Annotated in this window: 14 protein-coding genes and 1 other RNA gene; 8 read left to right on the top strand and 7 right to left on the bottom strand. The window is 53.0% G+C overall.

The genetic code is table 11. The features are described from left to right. Positions 1-75: 75 nt before the first annotated feature. From tdcA to KCR01S_RS07645, 6 genes are all read right to left on the bottom strand, one after another. Entirely contained in the window at positions 76-999 is a 924-nt protein-coding gene (gene tdcA / locus KCR01S_RS07670; RefSeq protein ID WP_061281766.1) for a transcriptional regulator TdcA, read from the bottom strand. Between the two features lie 712 nt (positions 1,000-1,711). After that, positions 1,712-2,093: RNase P RNA component class A (gene rnpB / locus KCR01S_RS07665), an RNA gene on the bottom strand. 32 nt (positions 2,094-2,125) lie between these two features. Beyond that, complete coding sequence (gene garK / locus KCR01S_RS07660; RefSeq protein WP_061281764.1) at positions 2,126-3,277, bottom strand: glycerate 2-kinase; 1,152 nt, start codon at positions 3,275-3,277, stop codon at positions 2,126-2,128. Between the two features lie 95 nt (positions 3,278-3,372). Beyond that, the gene (gene garR / locus KCR01S_RS07655; RefSeq protein WP_061281762.1) at positions 3,373-4,263 is read right to left on the bottom strand and encodes a 2-hydroxy-3-oxopropionate reductase; all 891 of its coding nucleotides are present in this window, start codon (positions 4,261-4,263) and stop codon (positions 3,373-3,375) included. 29 nt (positions 4,264-4,292) lie between these two features. Continuing rightward, positions 4,293-5,063, bottom strand: a complete 771-nt coding sequence (garL, locus tag KCR01S_RS07650; RefSeq protein WP_061281759.1) for a 2-dehydro-3-deoxyglucarate aldolase — start codon at positions 5,061-5,063, stop codon at positions 4,293-4,295. A 26-nt stretch (positions 5,064-5,089) separates the two neighbouring features. Then, entirely contained in the window at positions 5,090-6,430 is a 1,341-nt protein-coding gene (locus tag KCR01S_RS07645; RefSeq protein ID WP_061281757.1) for an MFS transporter, read from the bottom strand. Positions 6,431-6,844: 414 nt separating this feature from the next. Here KCR01S_RS07645 and garD point away from each other — a divergent pair, with 414 nt between their 5' ends. Beyond that, positions 6,845-8,416, top strand: a complete 1,572-nt coding sequence (garD, locus tag KCR01S_RS07640; protein ID WP_061281753.1) for a galactarate dehydratase — start codon at positions 6,845-6,847, stop codon at positions 8,414-8,416. A gap of 47 nt (positions 8,417-8,463) precedes the next feature. Here the strand turns inward: garD and KCR01S_RS07635 are convergent, their stop codons facing one another. Beyond that, positions 8,464-9,279, bottom strand: a complete 816-nt coding sequence (locus KCR01S_RS07635; protein WP_061281750.1) for a DeoR family transcriptional regulator — start codon at positions 9,277-9,279, stop codon at positions 8,464-8,466. 249 nt (positions 9,280-9,528) lie between these two features. On the opposite strand from KCR01S_RS07635, the gene kbaZ reads away from it, so the two are divergent. From kbaZ to KCR01S_RS07600, 7 genes are all read left to right on the top strand, one after another. Then, a complete protein-coding gene (gene kbaZ / locus KCR01S_RS07630; protein WP_061281747.1) occupies positions 9,529-10,824 on the top strand; it encodes a tagatose-bisphosphate aldolase subunit KbaZ in 1,296 nt (431 codons plus the stop codon). Between the two features lie 20 nt (positions 10,825-10,844). Then, positions 10,845-11,318: a PTS N-acetylgalactosamine transporter subunit IIB gene (gene agaV / locus KCR01S_RS07625; protein ID WP_061281745.1), complete on the top strand. Its 474-nt coding sequence runs from the start codon at positions 10,845-10,847 to the stop codon at positions 11,316-11,318. Between the two features lie 10 nt (positions 11,319-11,328). Next, on the top strand, positions 11,329-12,108 hold the full coding sequence (agaW, locus tag KCR01S_RS07620; RefSeq protein ID WP_061281743.1) for a PTS N-acetylgalactosamine transporter subunit IIC: 780 nt from the start codon (positions 11,329-11,331) through the stop codon (positions 12,106-12,108). Then, positions 12,098-12,976, top strand: coding sequence for a PTS N-acetylgalactosamine transporter subunit IID (agaE, locus tag KCR01S_RS07615; protein ID WP_061281741.1), 879 nt, complete (start codon positions 12,098-12,100; stop codon positions 12,974-12,976). The genes agaW and agaE overlap by 11 nt, the downstream gene beginning before the upstream one ends. A 17-nt stretch (positions 12,977-12,993) precedes the next feature. Then, the gene (gene agaF, locus KCR01S_RS07610) at positions 12,994-13,428 is read left to right on the top strand and encodes a PTS galactosamine/N-acetylgalactosamine transporter subunit IIA (protein WP_061281740.1); all 435 of its coding nucleotides are present in this window, start codon (positions 12,994-12,996) and stop codon (positions 13,426-13,428) included. Continuing rightward, positions 13,425-14,558, top strand: a complete 1,134-nt coding sequence (gene nagA / locus KCR01S_RS07605; RefSeq protein ID WP_061281738.1) for an N-acetylglucosamine-6-phosphate deacetylase — start codon at positions 13,425-13,427, stop codon at positions 14,556-14,558. The genes agaF and nagA overlap by 4 nt, the downstream gene beginning before the upstream one ends. Before the next feature lie 301 nt (positions 14,559-14,859). Next, positions 14,860-16,014, top strand: a complete 1,155-nt coding sequence (locus KCR01S_RS07600) for an AgaS family sugar isomerase (RefSeq protein WP_061281736.1) — start codon at positions 14,860-14,862, stop codon at positions 16,012-16,014. Positions 16,015-16,021: the final 7 nt, after the last annotated feature.

Here is a 16,021-nt window from a genome sequence, read left to right as displayed (position 1 = left end):
AATATCAGGGTAGCAGAGCTATAAATAACTCTGGAGTTCTTTTTAATTTATTCGCTTTAGTACTTCAGCAGAAGTTTAATTTATTTCATTCTTATCGGGTGGCGAAGAATATTTCTTGGCCAACTCCACTAATACTGAGGCCGGTTTCTTTATACGATAATTCTTTGACCAAATTGCGGCATAGCGCGCCACAGGTAATACGTCTTCGACTGGTAAAATAATAAATTGGTCAGAACCAAAGGGCGCAATCATATCTTTCGGTATTACCGTCAGGAAACCGGCATTTAAGACCAGGTTGTAGATGGTAACGACGGAATCGGTTTTGACGATATTTTCGGTGCTGATGTGATGAAGGTGGAGGGTGGAGAGGAGTTCTTTGTAGTAGCCCATATCGGTTTGCGGGAAGACCCACTGCTCACCGGAGAGCGACTCCAGCGCGACCGTTGACGTACACGTTCGTGATTTGGAAGCAACCACGACAAACTCAGACTCAAAAAGCGGTTCCACATGCAGATCCTGTAACTGCATCTCATCGCTTAGCGTACCAATGGCAAAATCTAATCGCCCATCGCGCAGCGCCGGTAAAAATGACGACAGTTGGGCTTCAAACATGGTGACCTGCGCGGCCGGAAACACCTGTTTAAAGGTTTTAATCATCTCCGGTAGGAAGGTGAAGCCAATCAGCGAGGGATAGCCAAATGAGACATCAACCACGCTGCTGCAGCTCAGGCTGTTCATCTCGTTGACCATATTTTTCATTTTACGAGTGATGGACTCCGAGTAACCCAGCAGCACCTGGCCGGCGCTGGTCAAGGTCACCCCGGTATTTTTACGTACCATCAGCTCAATACCGAAGTTAGATTCGATATCATTGATAATTTTACTGACCGCCGGTTGGGTTAAACCGAGCTGTTTTGCCGCAGAGCCGAAAGATCCACTTCTAATGACTTCCTGGAACACCACAAGGTGTTGCGTTTTAGGCAGAAGAACATTATCCATTTTTTCTTTCTCCTCTTATTTCCACTTGGCGAGGAGGATTCTATTAAATATAGGTAATAGAGATGTGTGCTACCACTCACAATTTACTTTAAACCCTAGCTACCACATATCCAATAGACAAACAAAATTCATATCTATCAATTAGTTACAAATATAAAATATGATATTACACTGACTTTCATCAATAAAAATGAGGTGTATGAATTTATTTTATGGCGATAAATAATGATTTTTTTGGTGATTTAAAATTAAATATTTAGATCATCTTTCAATCATTCTCAGTCTGTTTTTTACGCAGTGAAAATCAATAAATAATATTTGATAAAATAAAATTAAATGAGAAAAAGTACGACTTCTAGGCCAATTCTTCGCGCATCATCACACAACCCCCAATCAAACATACATTCACGTTAATATGTTTAGATCACCTCCGTTAACATTATCAAAACACAGCAACAACATTATGAGGCGTGATTTTCCCTGATTTTCTGCCCATTTCAGTCGATTACAAAAGGGTAAAGGCGTCATTGGCAGCACAAAAAACCAATCGAAACGTTTAAATTAGTGTTTTGTGCATCATGTCGCATTTCGACAAAATGAGCGTTTTTTGTCACCCTAAAACGAGCAACATGAAGAAATTACCGAGCGCCGTAGTTGACCCTTTTTGGGCGCGGTAAAAAGCAAAAACCCCGCCGAAGCGGGGTTTTTTAAGAGGTGAAACTGACCGATAAGCCGGGTTCTGTCGTTGGACAGTCATTCATCTAGGCCAGCAATCGCTCACTGGCTCAAGCAGCCTACCCGGGTTCAGTACGGGCCGTACCTTATGAACCCCTATTTGGCCTTGCTCCGGGTGGAGTTTACCGTGCCACGGACTGTTACCAGCCGCGCGGTGCGCTCTTACCGCACCCTTTCACCCTTACCTGATCCCACTTGCGTGGGCCATCGGCGGTTTGCTCTCTGTTGCACTGGTCGTGGGCTGTTACACCCCCCAGGCGTTACCTGGCACCTTGCCCTATGGAGCCCGGACTTTCCTCCCCTCCGCCCGTCTCCCCCGAAGAGGACGACGACGAAGCGGCGACTGTCTGGTCAGCTTCGGCGCGCAGTATAGTGGGTTTGCGCGCCGATGTCACCCTTGAGTTTGCGCCTGCATCCCCATTTGCAGCGTGGCGGCAACGTTGCGCGAGGTGAGGTAAATATTCTCCGCTGCGTCGCGAAACGCCTCTTCCAGCGAACCAATACGGTTGAGAACGCTAAACACCGAATCAATGCCGTACTGATGCACGATCCCAACGTCACGCGTCAGGCTTCCGGCAATACCAATCACCGGCTTATGGTATTTTTTCGCGACGCTAGCCACGCCAACCGGGACTTTACCGTGAATACTCTGGCTATCAAGGCGCCCCTCACCGGTGACGACCAGCGTGCAGTCATGAATGTGTTCTTCCAGGTTGAGCGCTTGCGTCACAATCTCAATTCCGCTGCGCAGCTCCGCGCCGAGGAAGGCCATTAACGCCGCCCCCATACCGCCAGCCGCACCGGCTCCCGGCACCTCTTTCACATCCACACGCAGCGATTTTTTAATGACGTCAGCAAAATGCGCCAGATTATGGTCCAGCTCGCGGATCATCGCCTCGGTGGCCCCTTTCTGCGGGCCAAAGATGAATGAAGCGCCCGACGTGCCGGTCAGCGGGTTAGTGACATCACAGGCCACCCGAATGCTGCACGTCTGTAGGCGGGCATCAAGATGGCGAATATCAATATTGTTCAGGCTCATCAGGCTACCGCCGCCAAAGCCAATATCAGCCCCGTTAGCGTCGCACAGCTTCGCACCAAGCGCCTGAACCATTCCGGCTCCGCCATCGTTGGTGGCGCTGCCGCCGATGCCGATAATGATGTTCTTTACCCCGCTTTCCAGCGCCTGCAGGATAAGCTCCCCGGTACCGTAAGAGGTGGTAATAAGTGGGTTACGTAACTCCGGAGGCACCAGCGCCAACCCGCTGGCGGCGGCCATCTCGATAAATGCCGTTTGGCCATCGCCCGAAATTCCCCACTGTGCCTCGACGGTATCGCCAAGCGGACCGGTGACGGTTGAGGTCACCGCCCGCCCCTGCGTTGCCGCAATCATCGCCTCAACCGTTCCTTCTCCACCGTCGGCGACCGGTACTGATACAAACTGCGCTTCCGGAAAGATTTCCCGAAATCCTTTTTCTATTGCCTGAGCTACTTCGGTAGCAGAGAGGCTTTCTTTATAAGAGTCTGGGGCGATTACGATTTTCATATCTGAGCCTATTAGCGCACGACGGCGGATGGCGTATGACTTATCCGGCCTACAAGGTAGGCCCGGTCAGCAAAGCGCCACCGGGCACGACGTCATTAGCGAGAAACTTCCACTTTCGCCAGTTTTTCGTAGTAGCACGCAATAGCGCTATGGTCAGCGGTTCCGAGACCGTCGGCACGTAGCGCCTGCATCATCTCCATCACTGCTGCCGTTAACGGCAGCTGCGCGCCCACGCCGTGGGAAGTATCCAGCGCGTTGGCCAGATCTTTAATATGCAGATCGATACGGAAACCCGGTTTGAAGTTACGATCCATGACCATCGGTGCTTTGGCATCCAGTACCGTACTTCCTGCCAGACCACCGCGGATTGCCTGATAGACCAGATCCGGGTTTACGCCCGCTTTGGTGGCCAGGGTCAGCGCTTCGGACATCGCCGCGATGTTCAGCGCAACGATCACCTGGTTTGCCAGCTTCGTGACGTTGCCCGCGCCAATCTCACCGGTGTGCACCACGGAACCCGCCATGGCTTTCATCAGATCATAGTACTTGTCGAAAATCGCCTTATCGCCGCCGACCATCACCGATAGCGTGCCGTCGATAGCCTTCGGCTCACCGCCGCTCACCGGGGCATCCAGCATATCAACGCCCTTCGCCTTCAGCGCATCGCTGATTTCACGGCTTGCCAGCGGAGCGATAGAACTCATATCAATCAGAACCGTACCCGGTTTCGCACCATCAATAATCCCGTTCTCACCCAGCGCGACCTCTTTGACGTGTGGGGAGTTTGGCAGCATGGTGATAATCACCTCACACTGCTCGGCGATGGCTTTTGCCGTGCTCGCCGCTTCCGCACCGGCCGCCATCACTTCGGCAACGCTTTCCGGATTGCGGTCACAAACCACCAGTGAGTAACCCGCTTTCAGCAGGTTTTTACTCATCGGTTTACCCATGATACCCAGGCCAATAAAACCAACTTTCATCGTCATTTCCTCAATTTTGCGTGTATGCGTGGTGGTTACTTTTTAAAAGCGTCGGCCAGTTTCTGCGTCCCGGCGCGGAACACGCCCAAATCGCTGCCGACGGCCACAAAGGTGGCTCCCCATTCCAGATAGCGGCGCGCATCAGCTTCAACCGGAGCCAGAATACCGCTAGGTTTACCGTGCGCTTTGGCACGGGCAAAGATGTGTTGAATTGCCTTCTGCACTTCCGGGTGCGAGGCGTTGCCAAGGTGGCCTAAGGCCGCAGCCAAATCGCTTGGTCCCACGAAAATACCGTCAACGCCTTCGGTCGCGGCGATAGCATCGACGCTATCTACACCCAGTTGGCTTTCAATCTGTACAAGGATGGTGATGTTCTTGTTGGACTGCGCGAAATAATCCGGCACGGTGCCAAACATGTTGCCGCGGTGGGAAACGGAGACACCGCGAATGCCTTCTGGTGGATAACGCGTGGCGGCGACCGCCTGCTCTGCCTGCTCCTGAGTTTCAACAAAGGGGATCAGGAAGTTATAAAAGCCAATATCCAGCATGCGCTTGATAATCACCGGCTCGTTGGTCGGGATACGCACCACCGGCGCGCTGGCGCTGCCTTTTAATGCCATCAGCTGCGGGATTAACGTCGTCACATCGTTCGGCGCGTGTTCACCGTCCAGAACCAGCCAGTCGAAACCGGCCAAGCCTAACACTTCGGTACTGATTGGGCTGGACAGCGCTGACCAACAGCCAATCTGAACCTGATTTGCAGCCAGTGCTGCTTTGAATTTGTTAGGGAAAATCGCGTTATCCATTTTTATTACCTTAAGTTAGTCGTGACTTACTTCCGCAGTTCCAGACGTTTGATGTCACCTACCACAAACAGGTAGCAAACCATCATCATCAGCGCGGAACAGCCTACAAAAATCAGTGCGCCATTAAAGGAGTGCAGTTCGCTAACGATATAGCCGATGACCAGCGGCGTAACGATAGAGGCCACGTTGCCGAAGACGTTAAACAACCCGCCGCACAGCCCCACAATCTCTTTCGGTGCCACATCGGAGATAACCGGCCAGCCCAGTGCACCAAAGCCTTTGCCGAAGAACGCCAGCGCCATCAATGCCACCACCAGCGCCGTGTTATCGGTGTAGTTGCACAGAATAATCGTTGATGCCAACAGCATGCCCAGCACGATAGGCAGTTTTCGGGCGAAGGTCAGCGTGCAGCCGCGGCGAATCAGATAGTCAGAGAACAGGCCGCCCAGTACACCGCCGCCAAAACCGCACAGCGCAGGAATTGACGCCACCATCCCAACCTTCAGAATCGACATACCTTTATCCTGCACCAGGTAAATCGGGAACCAGGTCAGGAAGAACCAGGTGATGGTGTTCAGGAAATACTGACCAAAGAAGATCCCTAACATCATACGGCTGCTGAGCAACTGCTTGATGTAATCCAGCTTCGGGCCTTTCGCTGCTTCGCTACCCGGCTTTTTATGGTCCATATCGACCACGGCGCCGTTATCCGCGATGAACGTCAACTCTTCTTTGGTCATCCGTGGATGGTCGGTTGGGTTGTGGACGAACTTGACCCACATCGCCGTCAGCACGAAGCCAATTGCCCCCATGACGGTAAAGACATGTTCCCAGCCCCAGGCAAAAGTCAGCCAGCCCAGCAGCGGCGAGAACAGTGCTAAGGAGAAATACTGCGCGGAGTTAAAGATTGCGGATGCGGTACCGCGCTCTTTGGTTGGGAACCAGGCGGCCACAATACGGGCGTTAGCCGGGAAGGATGGCGCTTCAGAGAAACCGAGCATAAAGCGCATGATAAACATGGAAACCCCTGCCCACGCCAGCGGGAAAAAGCCCACAAAGCCCTGCAGGAAAGTAAACAGCGACCAGAAGAATAAGCTGTAGGTATACACTTTCTTCGAGCCAAATTTATCCAGTAACCAACCACCGGGGATCTGCATGAGCAAGTAAGCCCAACCAAATGCAGAGAAGATATACCCCATTGATACCGCGCTAAGACCCAGCTCCTCAGCAACGGATGTACCGGCAATGGAGAGCGTTGCGCGGTCTGCGTAGTTAACGGCCGTAACAATAAAAATAATTAATAAAATTAAATATCGGGTAGGCATACCCTTTTTTGATTCAGCAACATCAGCAGTATCGTGTATCATTTTATTATCCTCGGGTACAGGACACCTTAATTATATTATTTTTTATTAAGGTGTGTTTCGCTGACTATTTATTGATAACGGGTAGTCTCAAAAAACAAATCAGACACCATGAAATCGAGATTCAGTATAATCAGGAACCCACACTCGCACATTGTGCAAAAAACCAATTTAACCGTTTTTATAATTCATTAAATTGATCATATGCACATAACACTGGGCGCTAATGCACAATTTCAACCATTGATACCCTTGCCCCACGGGGCATCACGAAGATGAGTGATCTGCGTCACATTCTTATATCCGAACTCCTGACATTCTTTATTCCATTATTCAGGTGTTTTTATTTCCTATAACCAGAAGCAAAACACTTATACACATTATTCTTTTTACCCCGTTGCTGGAGAATGCTGGACAATGGCAAACATTGAGATCAGACAAGAATCGCCGACTGCCTTTTATATAAAGGTACATGCAACAGATAATGTTGCGATCATTGTCAACGATAACGGATTAAAAGCCGGAACCCGTTTCCCTGATGGTCTGGAATTAATTGAACATATTCCACAGGGCCATAAAGTGGCATTGGTTGATATTCCACAGAACGGTGAAATTATTCGCTATGGCGAAGTCATCGGCTATGCGATTCGTGACATCGCGAAAGGCAGCTGGATCGACGAATCCACGGTCGCTTTACCGAAAGCACCGCCGCTCAACACATTACCGCTGGCAACCAAAGTGCCAGAGCCGCTGCCAACGCTTGAAGGGTATACCTTTGAAGGCTACCGCAATGCCGACGGCAGCGTGGGGACCAAAAACCTGCTGGGTATCTCCACCAGCGTGCACTGCGTCGCGGGGGTGGTGGATTACGTCGTCAAAATCATCGAGCGTGATTTACTGCCTAAATACCCCAACGTTGACGGAGTGGTGGGTCTGAACCACCTCTATGGCTGCGGCGTCGCGATCAACGCACCGGCTGCAATTGTGCCTATCCGCACCATCCACAATATCGCGCTGAACCCGAACTTTGGTGGCGAAGTGATGGTGGTCGGCCTTGGCTGTGAAAAACTGCAGCCAGAACGCCTGCTGGAAGGGACCGAAGATGTGCAGAGCATTCCGGTGGATAGCGCCAGCATCGTGCGCTTGCAGGATGAACAGCACGTCGGCTTCAAATCCATGGTCGACGATATTCTGCTTGTTGCCGAACGCCACCTGGAAAAACTCAACAAGCGCCAGCGTGAAACCTGTCCGGCTTCCGAGCTGGTCGTGGGCATGCAATGCGGCGGTAGCGATGCGTTCTCCGGCGTCACCGCCAACCCGGCGGTGGGCTACGCCTCCGACCTGCTGGTCCGCTGCGGCGCGACCGTGATGTTCTCTGAGGTGACTGAAGTCCGCGATGCCATTCATCTGTTAACGCCGCGTGCCATCAATGAAGAGGTCGGTAAACGCCTGCTGGAGGAGATGGCCTGGTACGATAACTATCTCGATATGGGACAAACGGACCGCAGCGCCAACCCTTCTCCGGGCAACAAAAAAGGCGGGCTGGCGAACGTCGTCGAAAAAGCGCTGGGCTCCATTGCTAAATCCGGTAAGAGCGCCATCGTCGAAGTGTTATCGCCGGGCCAGCGTCCGACCAAACGCGGCCTGATTTACGCCGCAACGCCTGCCAGCGATTTTGTGTGCGGTACTCAGCAGGTGGCGTCCGGGATCACCGTACAGGTCTTTACCACCGGCCGCGGGACGCCTTACGGCCTGATGGCGGTACCGGTTATCAAGATGGCCACCCGCACCGAGCTTGCCAACCGCTGGTATGACTTAATGGATATCAACGCAGGCACGATTGCTACGGGTGAAGAGACGATTGAAGACGTCGGCCTGAAGCTGTTCCACTTCATTCTCGACGTCGCCAGTGGACGTAAGAAAACCTTCTCGGATCAGTGGGGCCTTCACAACCAGTTGGCGGTGTTTAACCCCGCGCCGGTGACCTGATAGCCGTCTGCCAATAAAAAAAGAGGAGCATCATGCTCCTCTTTTTTTTAATCCGTCAGCGAGACCAGAATCACGTCGATACCGCTTTTACGCAGCCCTTCGAGGCTTTCCGCCGGGATCCCTTCATCCACAATAATCATGTCGACGCGCTGCATATCGATAATTTTATGCAGGCTGGAGCGGTTAAATTTGCTGGAATCGGTGACCACGACGATTTTTTCCGCCACTTCAGACATCCGTCGATTCAAGCGGGCCTCATCTTCATTATGGGTGCTGATCCCACGCTCAAGATCGATGGCATCGACGCCTAAGAACAACATGTCAAAATGGTAATTTTGCAACGATTGCTCGGCCTGATCGCCATAAAAAGATTGCGACTGACGGCGAAGATGACCGCCGGTCATCAGCAGCTCAACCCCCTCGGCTTCCAGCAGCGCATTGGCCACGTTCATGCCATTGGTCATGACAATCACGTCCGTATGCTGACGCAGCATACGGGCAATTTCAAACGTGGTCGTCCCGGAGTCAAGGATGATGCGATTTCCGGCTTTAATCAGCTGCGCCGCCTCGGCGGCGATGCGCCGCTTAATCGCGGTATTGAGTGAGCTTTTATCTTCAACAGAAGGCTCATTACCCGGCACGTTGCTATCGCAAATCAGTGCGCCACCGTAAGCACGAACCGCGATCCCCTGTTTCTCCAGGAAGGCTAAATCATTGCGAATGGTGACCGTTGAGACGCCAAAATCAGTGGAAAGATCGTTAACCTGCACGCTTCCTTGCTGGCGCAAACGCTGAATAATGAGCTCACGCCTTTCACTGGTGCCCGTAATACGTTTTTCAGTCGACATTGCAGTGCTGCTCATAGTGCATCCCTTAAACCAATCTTTCGTTTCATTTCGATTTCCATATTAACGCCTTTCCTTTACCAGAATGCAAGTGCCATCACCCCATTCTCCGCCTATCATCAGTATCCCAAATCTTTCATTATGTTTCTTTTGTGAAATAGATCGGAAAACTATTATCTTTCGTTTTATTTTTACAACACCATAATGCAGTATTAAACGAAACAAAACGAAAGATAACTATCACGGCAATCTGTTCTGGAGAGGAAAGTGAAACATCTGACTGACACGGTAGCGCTGCATAAACAAGGTAAAGCAAATGGGATTTACGCCGTTTGCTCCGCACATCCGTTGGTGCTTGAATCAGCGCTTCGCTTTGCCCACGCGCATCATACCCCTCTGCTGATCGAGGCAACCTCCAATCAGGTTGATCAATTCGGTGGCTATACCGGAATGACTCCGGCTGATTTTCGGGACTTCGTCTGCCAGCTCGCGGACTCGCTGCACTTCCCCCAGGATCAGCTGATTTTAGGCGGCGATCATCTGGGTCCTAACCGCTGGCAAAATTTAGCCGCCGAACAGGCCATGCTCAACGCCGATGATCTGATTAAAAGCTATGTTGCTGCTGGCTTTAAAAAGATCCACCTTGATTGCAGCATGTCCTGCGAGGGCGATCCGGTGCCGCTGACCGACGAGATCGTCGCTGAACGCGCCGCGCGCCTGGCGAAGATCGCCGAAGAGACCTGCATTGACCACTTTGGCGTCGCCGATCTGGTCTATGTCATTGGCACCGAAGTACCTGTTCCAGGCGGCGCCCACGAAACGTTAACCGAGCTGGCCGTTACCACACCGGATGCGGCTCGTGCGACGCTCGAAGCCCATCACCATGCATTTGAAAAGCAAGGCTTGAATGCGATTTGGCCCCGTATTATTGCATTGGTTGTGCAGCCTGGCGTTGAGTTTGATAACAGCCATATTATCGATTATCAGCCGCAGAAAGCCGTTGAGCTGAGCAAAATGGTTGAGGCGTATGACACACTGGTCTTTGAAGCCCACTCCACGGACTACCAGACGCCGCAGTCGCTGCGCCAGTTAGTGAAAGATCACTTTGCGATCCTAAAAGTCGGCCCGGCGCTGACTTTTGCCCTGCGGGAAGCGCTCTTCTCATTGGCCGCCATCGAAGAAGAATTGCTGCCCGCCAAAGCCAGCTCTGGCCTTCGCCAGGTACTGGAAAACGTCATGCTCGACAGACCGGAATATTGGCAGAGCCACTATCATGGTGATGGCAACGCGCGTCGACTCGCGCGCGGCTATAGCTACTCCGACCGCGTTCGCTACTACTGGCCTGATAGCCAGATTGATGAGGCATTCGAACGCCTGGTGCGCAACCTGGCGGACGATACGATCCCTTTGCCGCTTATCAGCCAGTACTTACCTTTGCAGTACGTCAAAGTACGCGAAGGCGTTCTTGGCGCAACGCCGCGCGAACTCATCATTAGCCATATTCAGGACGTTTTGCAGCAGTACCACACGGCTTGCCTGGCCACGACATCCCAAAACGGATAACAACAAAGAGGAACAACACGATGCCAAATATCGTTCTTAGCCGTATCGATGAAAGATTAATTCACGGACAGGTCGGCGTGCAGTGGGTTGGATTTGCGGGAGCCAATCTGGTGCTGGTCGCTAACGATGAAGTTGCTGAGGATACCGTACAGCAGAATTTAATGGAGATGGTGCTGGCCGAAGGGATCGCCGTCCGTTTCTGGTCGCTGCAAAAAGTGATCGACAATATTCATCGCGCTGCCGATCGGCAGAAAATCCTGCTGGTCTGCAAATCACCGGCGGATTTTCTCAAACTGGTTGAAGGCGGCGTTCCCGTCACTCGTATCAACGTAGGCAACATGCACTACGCCAATGGCAAGCAGCAAATTGCCAAAACGGTTTCTGTCGATGCCCAGGATATTGCCGCGTTTAACGGCCTGAAAGAGGCCGGTGTGGAATGCTTTGTACAGGGCGTACCAACGGAAGCTGCCGTAGACCTCTTTAAACTCCTCTGAGGGATTCACAATGGAAATTAGTCTATTGCAAGCTGCCGCGTTAGGCCTCCTCGCCTTTATCGCGGGGCTGGATATGTTCAACGGCTTAACGCATATGCACCGCCCGGTGGTACTGGGCCCGCTGGTCGGCCTGATCCTGGGCGACCTGCATACCGGTATCCTGACCGGCGGTACGCTGGAGCTGGTTTGGATGGGCCTGGCGCCGCTGGCCGGTGCACAGCCACCTAACGTTATTATCGGGACGATTGTCGGCACTACCTTTGCTATCACCACCGGCGTGAAGCCAGAAGTCGCCGTCGGCGTGGCCGTGCCGTTTGCCGTCGCGGTACAGATGGGGATTACCTTCTTGTTCTCCGTGATGTCCGGCGTCATGTCCCGCTGTGACCGCATGGCGGCCAATGCCGATACCGATGGTATAGAGCGCGTTAACTACCTCGCGCTGCTGGCATTAGGTATCTTTTATTTCCTTTGTGCCTTCCTGCCCATTTATTTCGGCGCGGAGCACGCAAAATCCGCCATTGATGTGTTGCCAGAGCGTCTGATTGACGGCCTTGGCGTCGCAGGCGGCATCATGCCGGCCATCGGATTCGCCGTGCTGCTGAAAATCATGATGAAAAACGTCTACATCCCCTACTTCATTATCGGGTTTGTTGCCGCAGCCTGGCTCAAGCTACCGGTGCTGGCTATTGCCGCCGCCGCGCTGGCCATGGCGATGATTGACCTCATGCGCAAATCTCCTGAAGCAGCTGCACCAGCGGCGAAAAAAGAGGAATTCGAAGATGGAATCTAATCCACAGGCGCTGCCGAACGTGTCGGAAAGCGAACAAACATTGCTGTCCGGCGTGAATGAAAATATTTATGAAGACCAGAATATTGGCGCAGATCTGACGCGAAAAGATATTAACCGTGTCGCCTGGCGCTCTATGCTCTTACAGGCTTCATTTAACTATGAACGTATGCAGGCTTCCGGCTGGCTCTACGGGCTGCTGCCGGCGTTGAAGAAGATCCATACGAACAAACGTGACCTGGCCCGTGCGATGAAAGGCCATATGGGTTTCTTCAATACCCATCCGTTTTTGGTGACGTTTGTTATCGGCATTATTCTGGCCATGGAGCGCTCAAAGCAGGACGTTAACAGTATTCAAAGCACCAAAATTGCCGTCGGTGCGCCGCTGGGTGGGATTGGCGATGCGATGTTCTGGCTCACTCTGCTACCGATTTGCGGTGGGATTGGGGCCAGCCTGGCCCTCCAGGGATCGATTCTCGGTGCGATTATCTTTCTGGTGATGTTTAACGTCGTCCACCTTGGCCTGCGCTTTGGTCTTGCACACTATGCTTACCGGATGGGGGTTGCCGCCATTCCGCTTATCAAAGCGAACACCAAAAAAGTGGGCCACGCGGCCTCTATTGTCGGGATGACCGTCATCGGCGCGCTCGTAGCCACCTATGTTCGTCTGAATACCACGCTTGAAATCAAAGCGGGTGATGCGGTAGTCAAACTACAGGCTGACGTTATCGACAAACTGATGCCCGCATTTTTACCACTGGTCTATACCTTGACGATGTACTGGCTGGTTCGTCGTGGCTGGAGCCCGCTACGCCTCATCGGTATCACCGTGGTACTGGGTGTCGTCGGTAAGTTCTGCCACTTCCTGTAAAGCAAATGAGGTCTGAAATGTTAGGTATTATTTTGACGGGACACGGCGGGTTTGCCAGCGGTATGGAAAAAGCGATGAAGCAGATCCTCGGCGAGCAGTCACAGTTTGCGGCGATCGATTTTCCTGAAACCTCAAGTACCGCACGCCTCACCGCGCAGCTTGAAGAAGCGGTAGCTCAGCTGGACGGTGCGGAAGGTATCATCTTCCTGACCGACCTGCTCGGCGGTACACCGTTCCGCGTGTCCTCGACGCTGGCGATGCAACAGCCGGGGCGCGAAGTCATCACCGGCACCAACCTTCAGCTGTTACTGGAGATGGTAATGGAACGCGATGGGCTCAGCAGTGAAGCATTCCGTTTGCAGGCGCTGGAGTGCGGACATCGCGGCCTCACTAGCCTGGTTGACGAGCTCGGGCGCTGTCGCGACGAGGCACCGGTCGAGGAAGGCATATGACGCAAACCCTACGCGCCAGGCGTTTGCTGACTGAACAGGGCTGGCGAGACGATCATCAATTGCACATTGTCGATGGCGTAATTACGGCGATTGAACCGATCCCCGCTGGCGTCACGCAGCGCGATGCCGAGCTGCTGTGCCCTGCCTATATCGATACCCACGTCCATGGCGGCGCGGGGGTCGATGTGATGGACGAAGCACCGGATACGCTCGATACGCTGGCGATACACAAAGCGCGTGAAGGGGTTGGCGGCTGGCTGCCAACCACCGTCACTGCCCCCTTAAACATGATTCACCGGGCGCTGGAACGTATTGCGAAGCGATACCACGCCGGTGGCCCTGGCGCACAAGTGCTGGGTAGCTATCTGGAAGGCCCCTACTTCACGCCGCAGAATAAAGGCGCGCATCCTCCGGCGCTGTTTCGCGAGCTGGATATCAGCGAACTTGATGAGCTGATAGCGGTCTCTCAAGGCACTCTACGCGTGGTCGCCCTCGCGCCAGAAAAGCCTGGGGCAGTAGAAGCCATTCGTCACCTCAAGCAGCAAAACGTGCGGGTGATGCTAGGTCACAGTGCGGCCACCTGGGAACAAACCCGCGCCGCATTTGATGCCGGAGCGGACGGTTTGGTGCACTGCTTTAACGGCATGACCGGTTTACATCACCGCGAGCCGGGAATGGTCGGTGCAGGATTAACCGACCCGCGCGCATGGCTGGAGCTCATTGCCGACGGGCATCACGTGCATCCGGCGGCGATGAAACTGTGCTGCAGCTGTGCCAAAGAACGCGTCGTGCTGATAACTGATGCCATGCAGGCCGCCGGCATGCCGGACGGGCAATACACCTTGTGCGGCGAGCAGGTTGAAATGCGCGGCGGGATTGTACGCACCGCATCCGGCGGACTGGCCGGCAGCACGCTATCCGTGGATGCTGCCGTGCGTAATATGGTGGAACTTACCGGCGTTTCGCCTGCAGAGGCGATTCATATGGCATCGCTGCATCCGGCTCGTTTGTTAGGTATCGACGGACAGCTCGGGTCGCTGAAGGTGGGTAAACGCGCCAGCATTATCGCCCTTGATGGCGGCCTACACATTCAAGATATCTGGGTTCAGGGCCAGCGGCTCTCCCTTTAATCCCCTTTATGGTGTGCCCCTTTGGCCTTCGGTCGTCGATCGCAAGGCCTTTCTTTTCCTTTCTTTTCACAAAAGAACTTAATATTTTCTTATTTTAACTACTCATTAAAAATCAATTAGATACCTACACCTTACGCTTCACCGATCACAGATTTCGTTTTATTTCATTTTTCGTCATTGAACTTTCGTTTTCTTTTCTATAGATTTTAATTAACTGATATACGAAAAAGTGAAACGAAACGAAAGACAACGACAATTTGCCTGCGTCTGATGTGGAATTCACAAGACTAAGGACTGAGTTATGCCTGAAACCTATACCCCAGCTCTCTCTGCAACCGGTACATGGACAGAAGAAGAGATCCGCCAGCAGCCGAGCTGCTGGATCCGTTCACTCTCCAACATTGAAAAGATTCGCGCTGACATTGATGGTTTTCTTACACCGCTGCTGGCGAAAGAAGATCTGCGAATCGTGCTGACCGGCGCCGGTACTTCGGCCTTTATCGGCGATATTATCTCCCCTTGGCTCGCCAGCCATACCGGGAAAAACATCAGCGCGGTACCGACGACCGATCTGGTCACTAACCCGATGGACTATCTAAATCCGGCCCATCCGCTGCTGCTAATCTCGTTTGCCCGTTCTGGCAACAGCCCGGAGAGCGTCGCCGCCGTTGAGCTAGCCAATCAGTTTGTTCCCGAGTGCTACCACCTGTCGATCACCTGCAATGAAGCAGGCAGCCTGTATAAAAATGCGGTCAACTGCGACAACGCCTTTGCACTGCTGATGCCAGCAGAAACGCACGATCGCGGCTTTGCCATGACCAGCAGTATCACTACCATGATGGCGAGCTGCCTGGCGGTATTCGCGCCAACCACCATCAACAGCCTTACCTTCCGCGACGTCGCAGACCGCTGCCAGGCCATTCTCAGCTCGCTGGGCGACTTCAGCCACGGCGTATTTGGCGAAGAAAACTGGAAAAGAATCGTTTATCTCGGCAGCGGCGGCCTACAGGGCGTTGCGCGTGAATCCGCGCTGAAGGTTCTGGAGCTGACGGCCGGTAAGCTCGCCGCGTTTTACGACTCGCCGACCGGTTTCCGCCATGGTCCTAAATCATTGGTCGATAATGAAACGCTGATCGTAGTGTTTATCTCCAGCCACCCTTATACCCGACAGTACGATCTCGATCTGCTGGCTGAACTGCGCCGTGACCAGCAGGCAAAACGTGTCGTCGCTATTGCGGCAGACACCGATGCCATCATCGAATCAGGCCCGCATATCCTGCTGCCACCAGCCCGCCATTTTAACGATATGGAGCTGGCTTTCTGCTTCCTGACCTACGCCCAGGTCTTTGCGCTGACGCAGTCAATCAAGGTCGGTAATACCCCCGATACGCCATCCGCCAACGGCACGGTTAACCGCGTCGTACAGGGCGTTGTTATTCACCCGTGGCAGGATTAAGAGGAAC

This window comes from Kluyvera cryocrescens NBRC 102467 (genome assembly GCF_001571285.1).
GTDB classification, from domain to species: Bacteria; Pseudomonadota; Gammaproteobacteria; order Enterobacterales; family Enterobacteriaceae; genus Kluyvera; species Kluyvera cryocrescens.
Note: the sequence above shows the minus strand (reverse complement) of the source record. Positions and strands in the feature narration are given on the sequence as shown.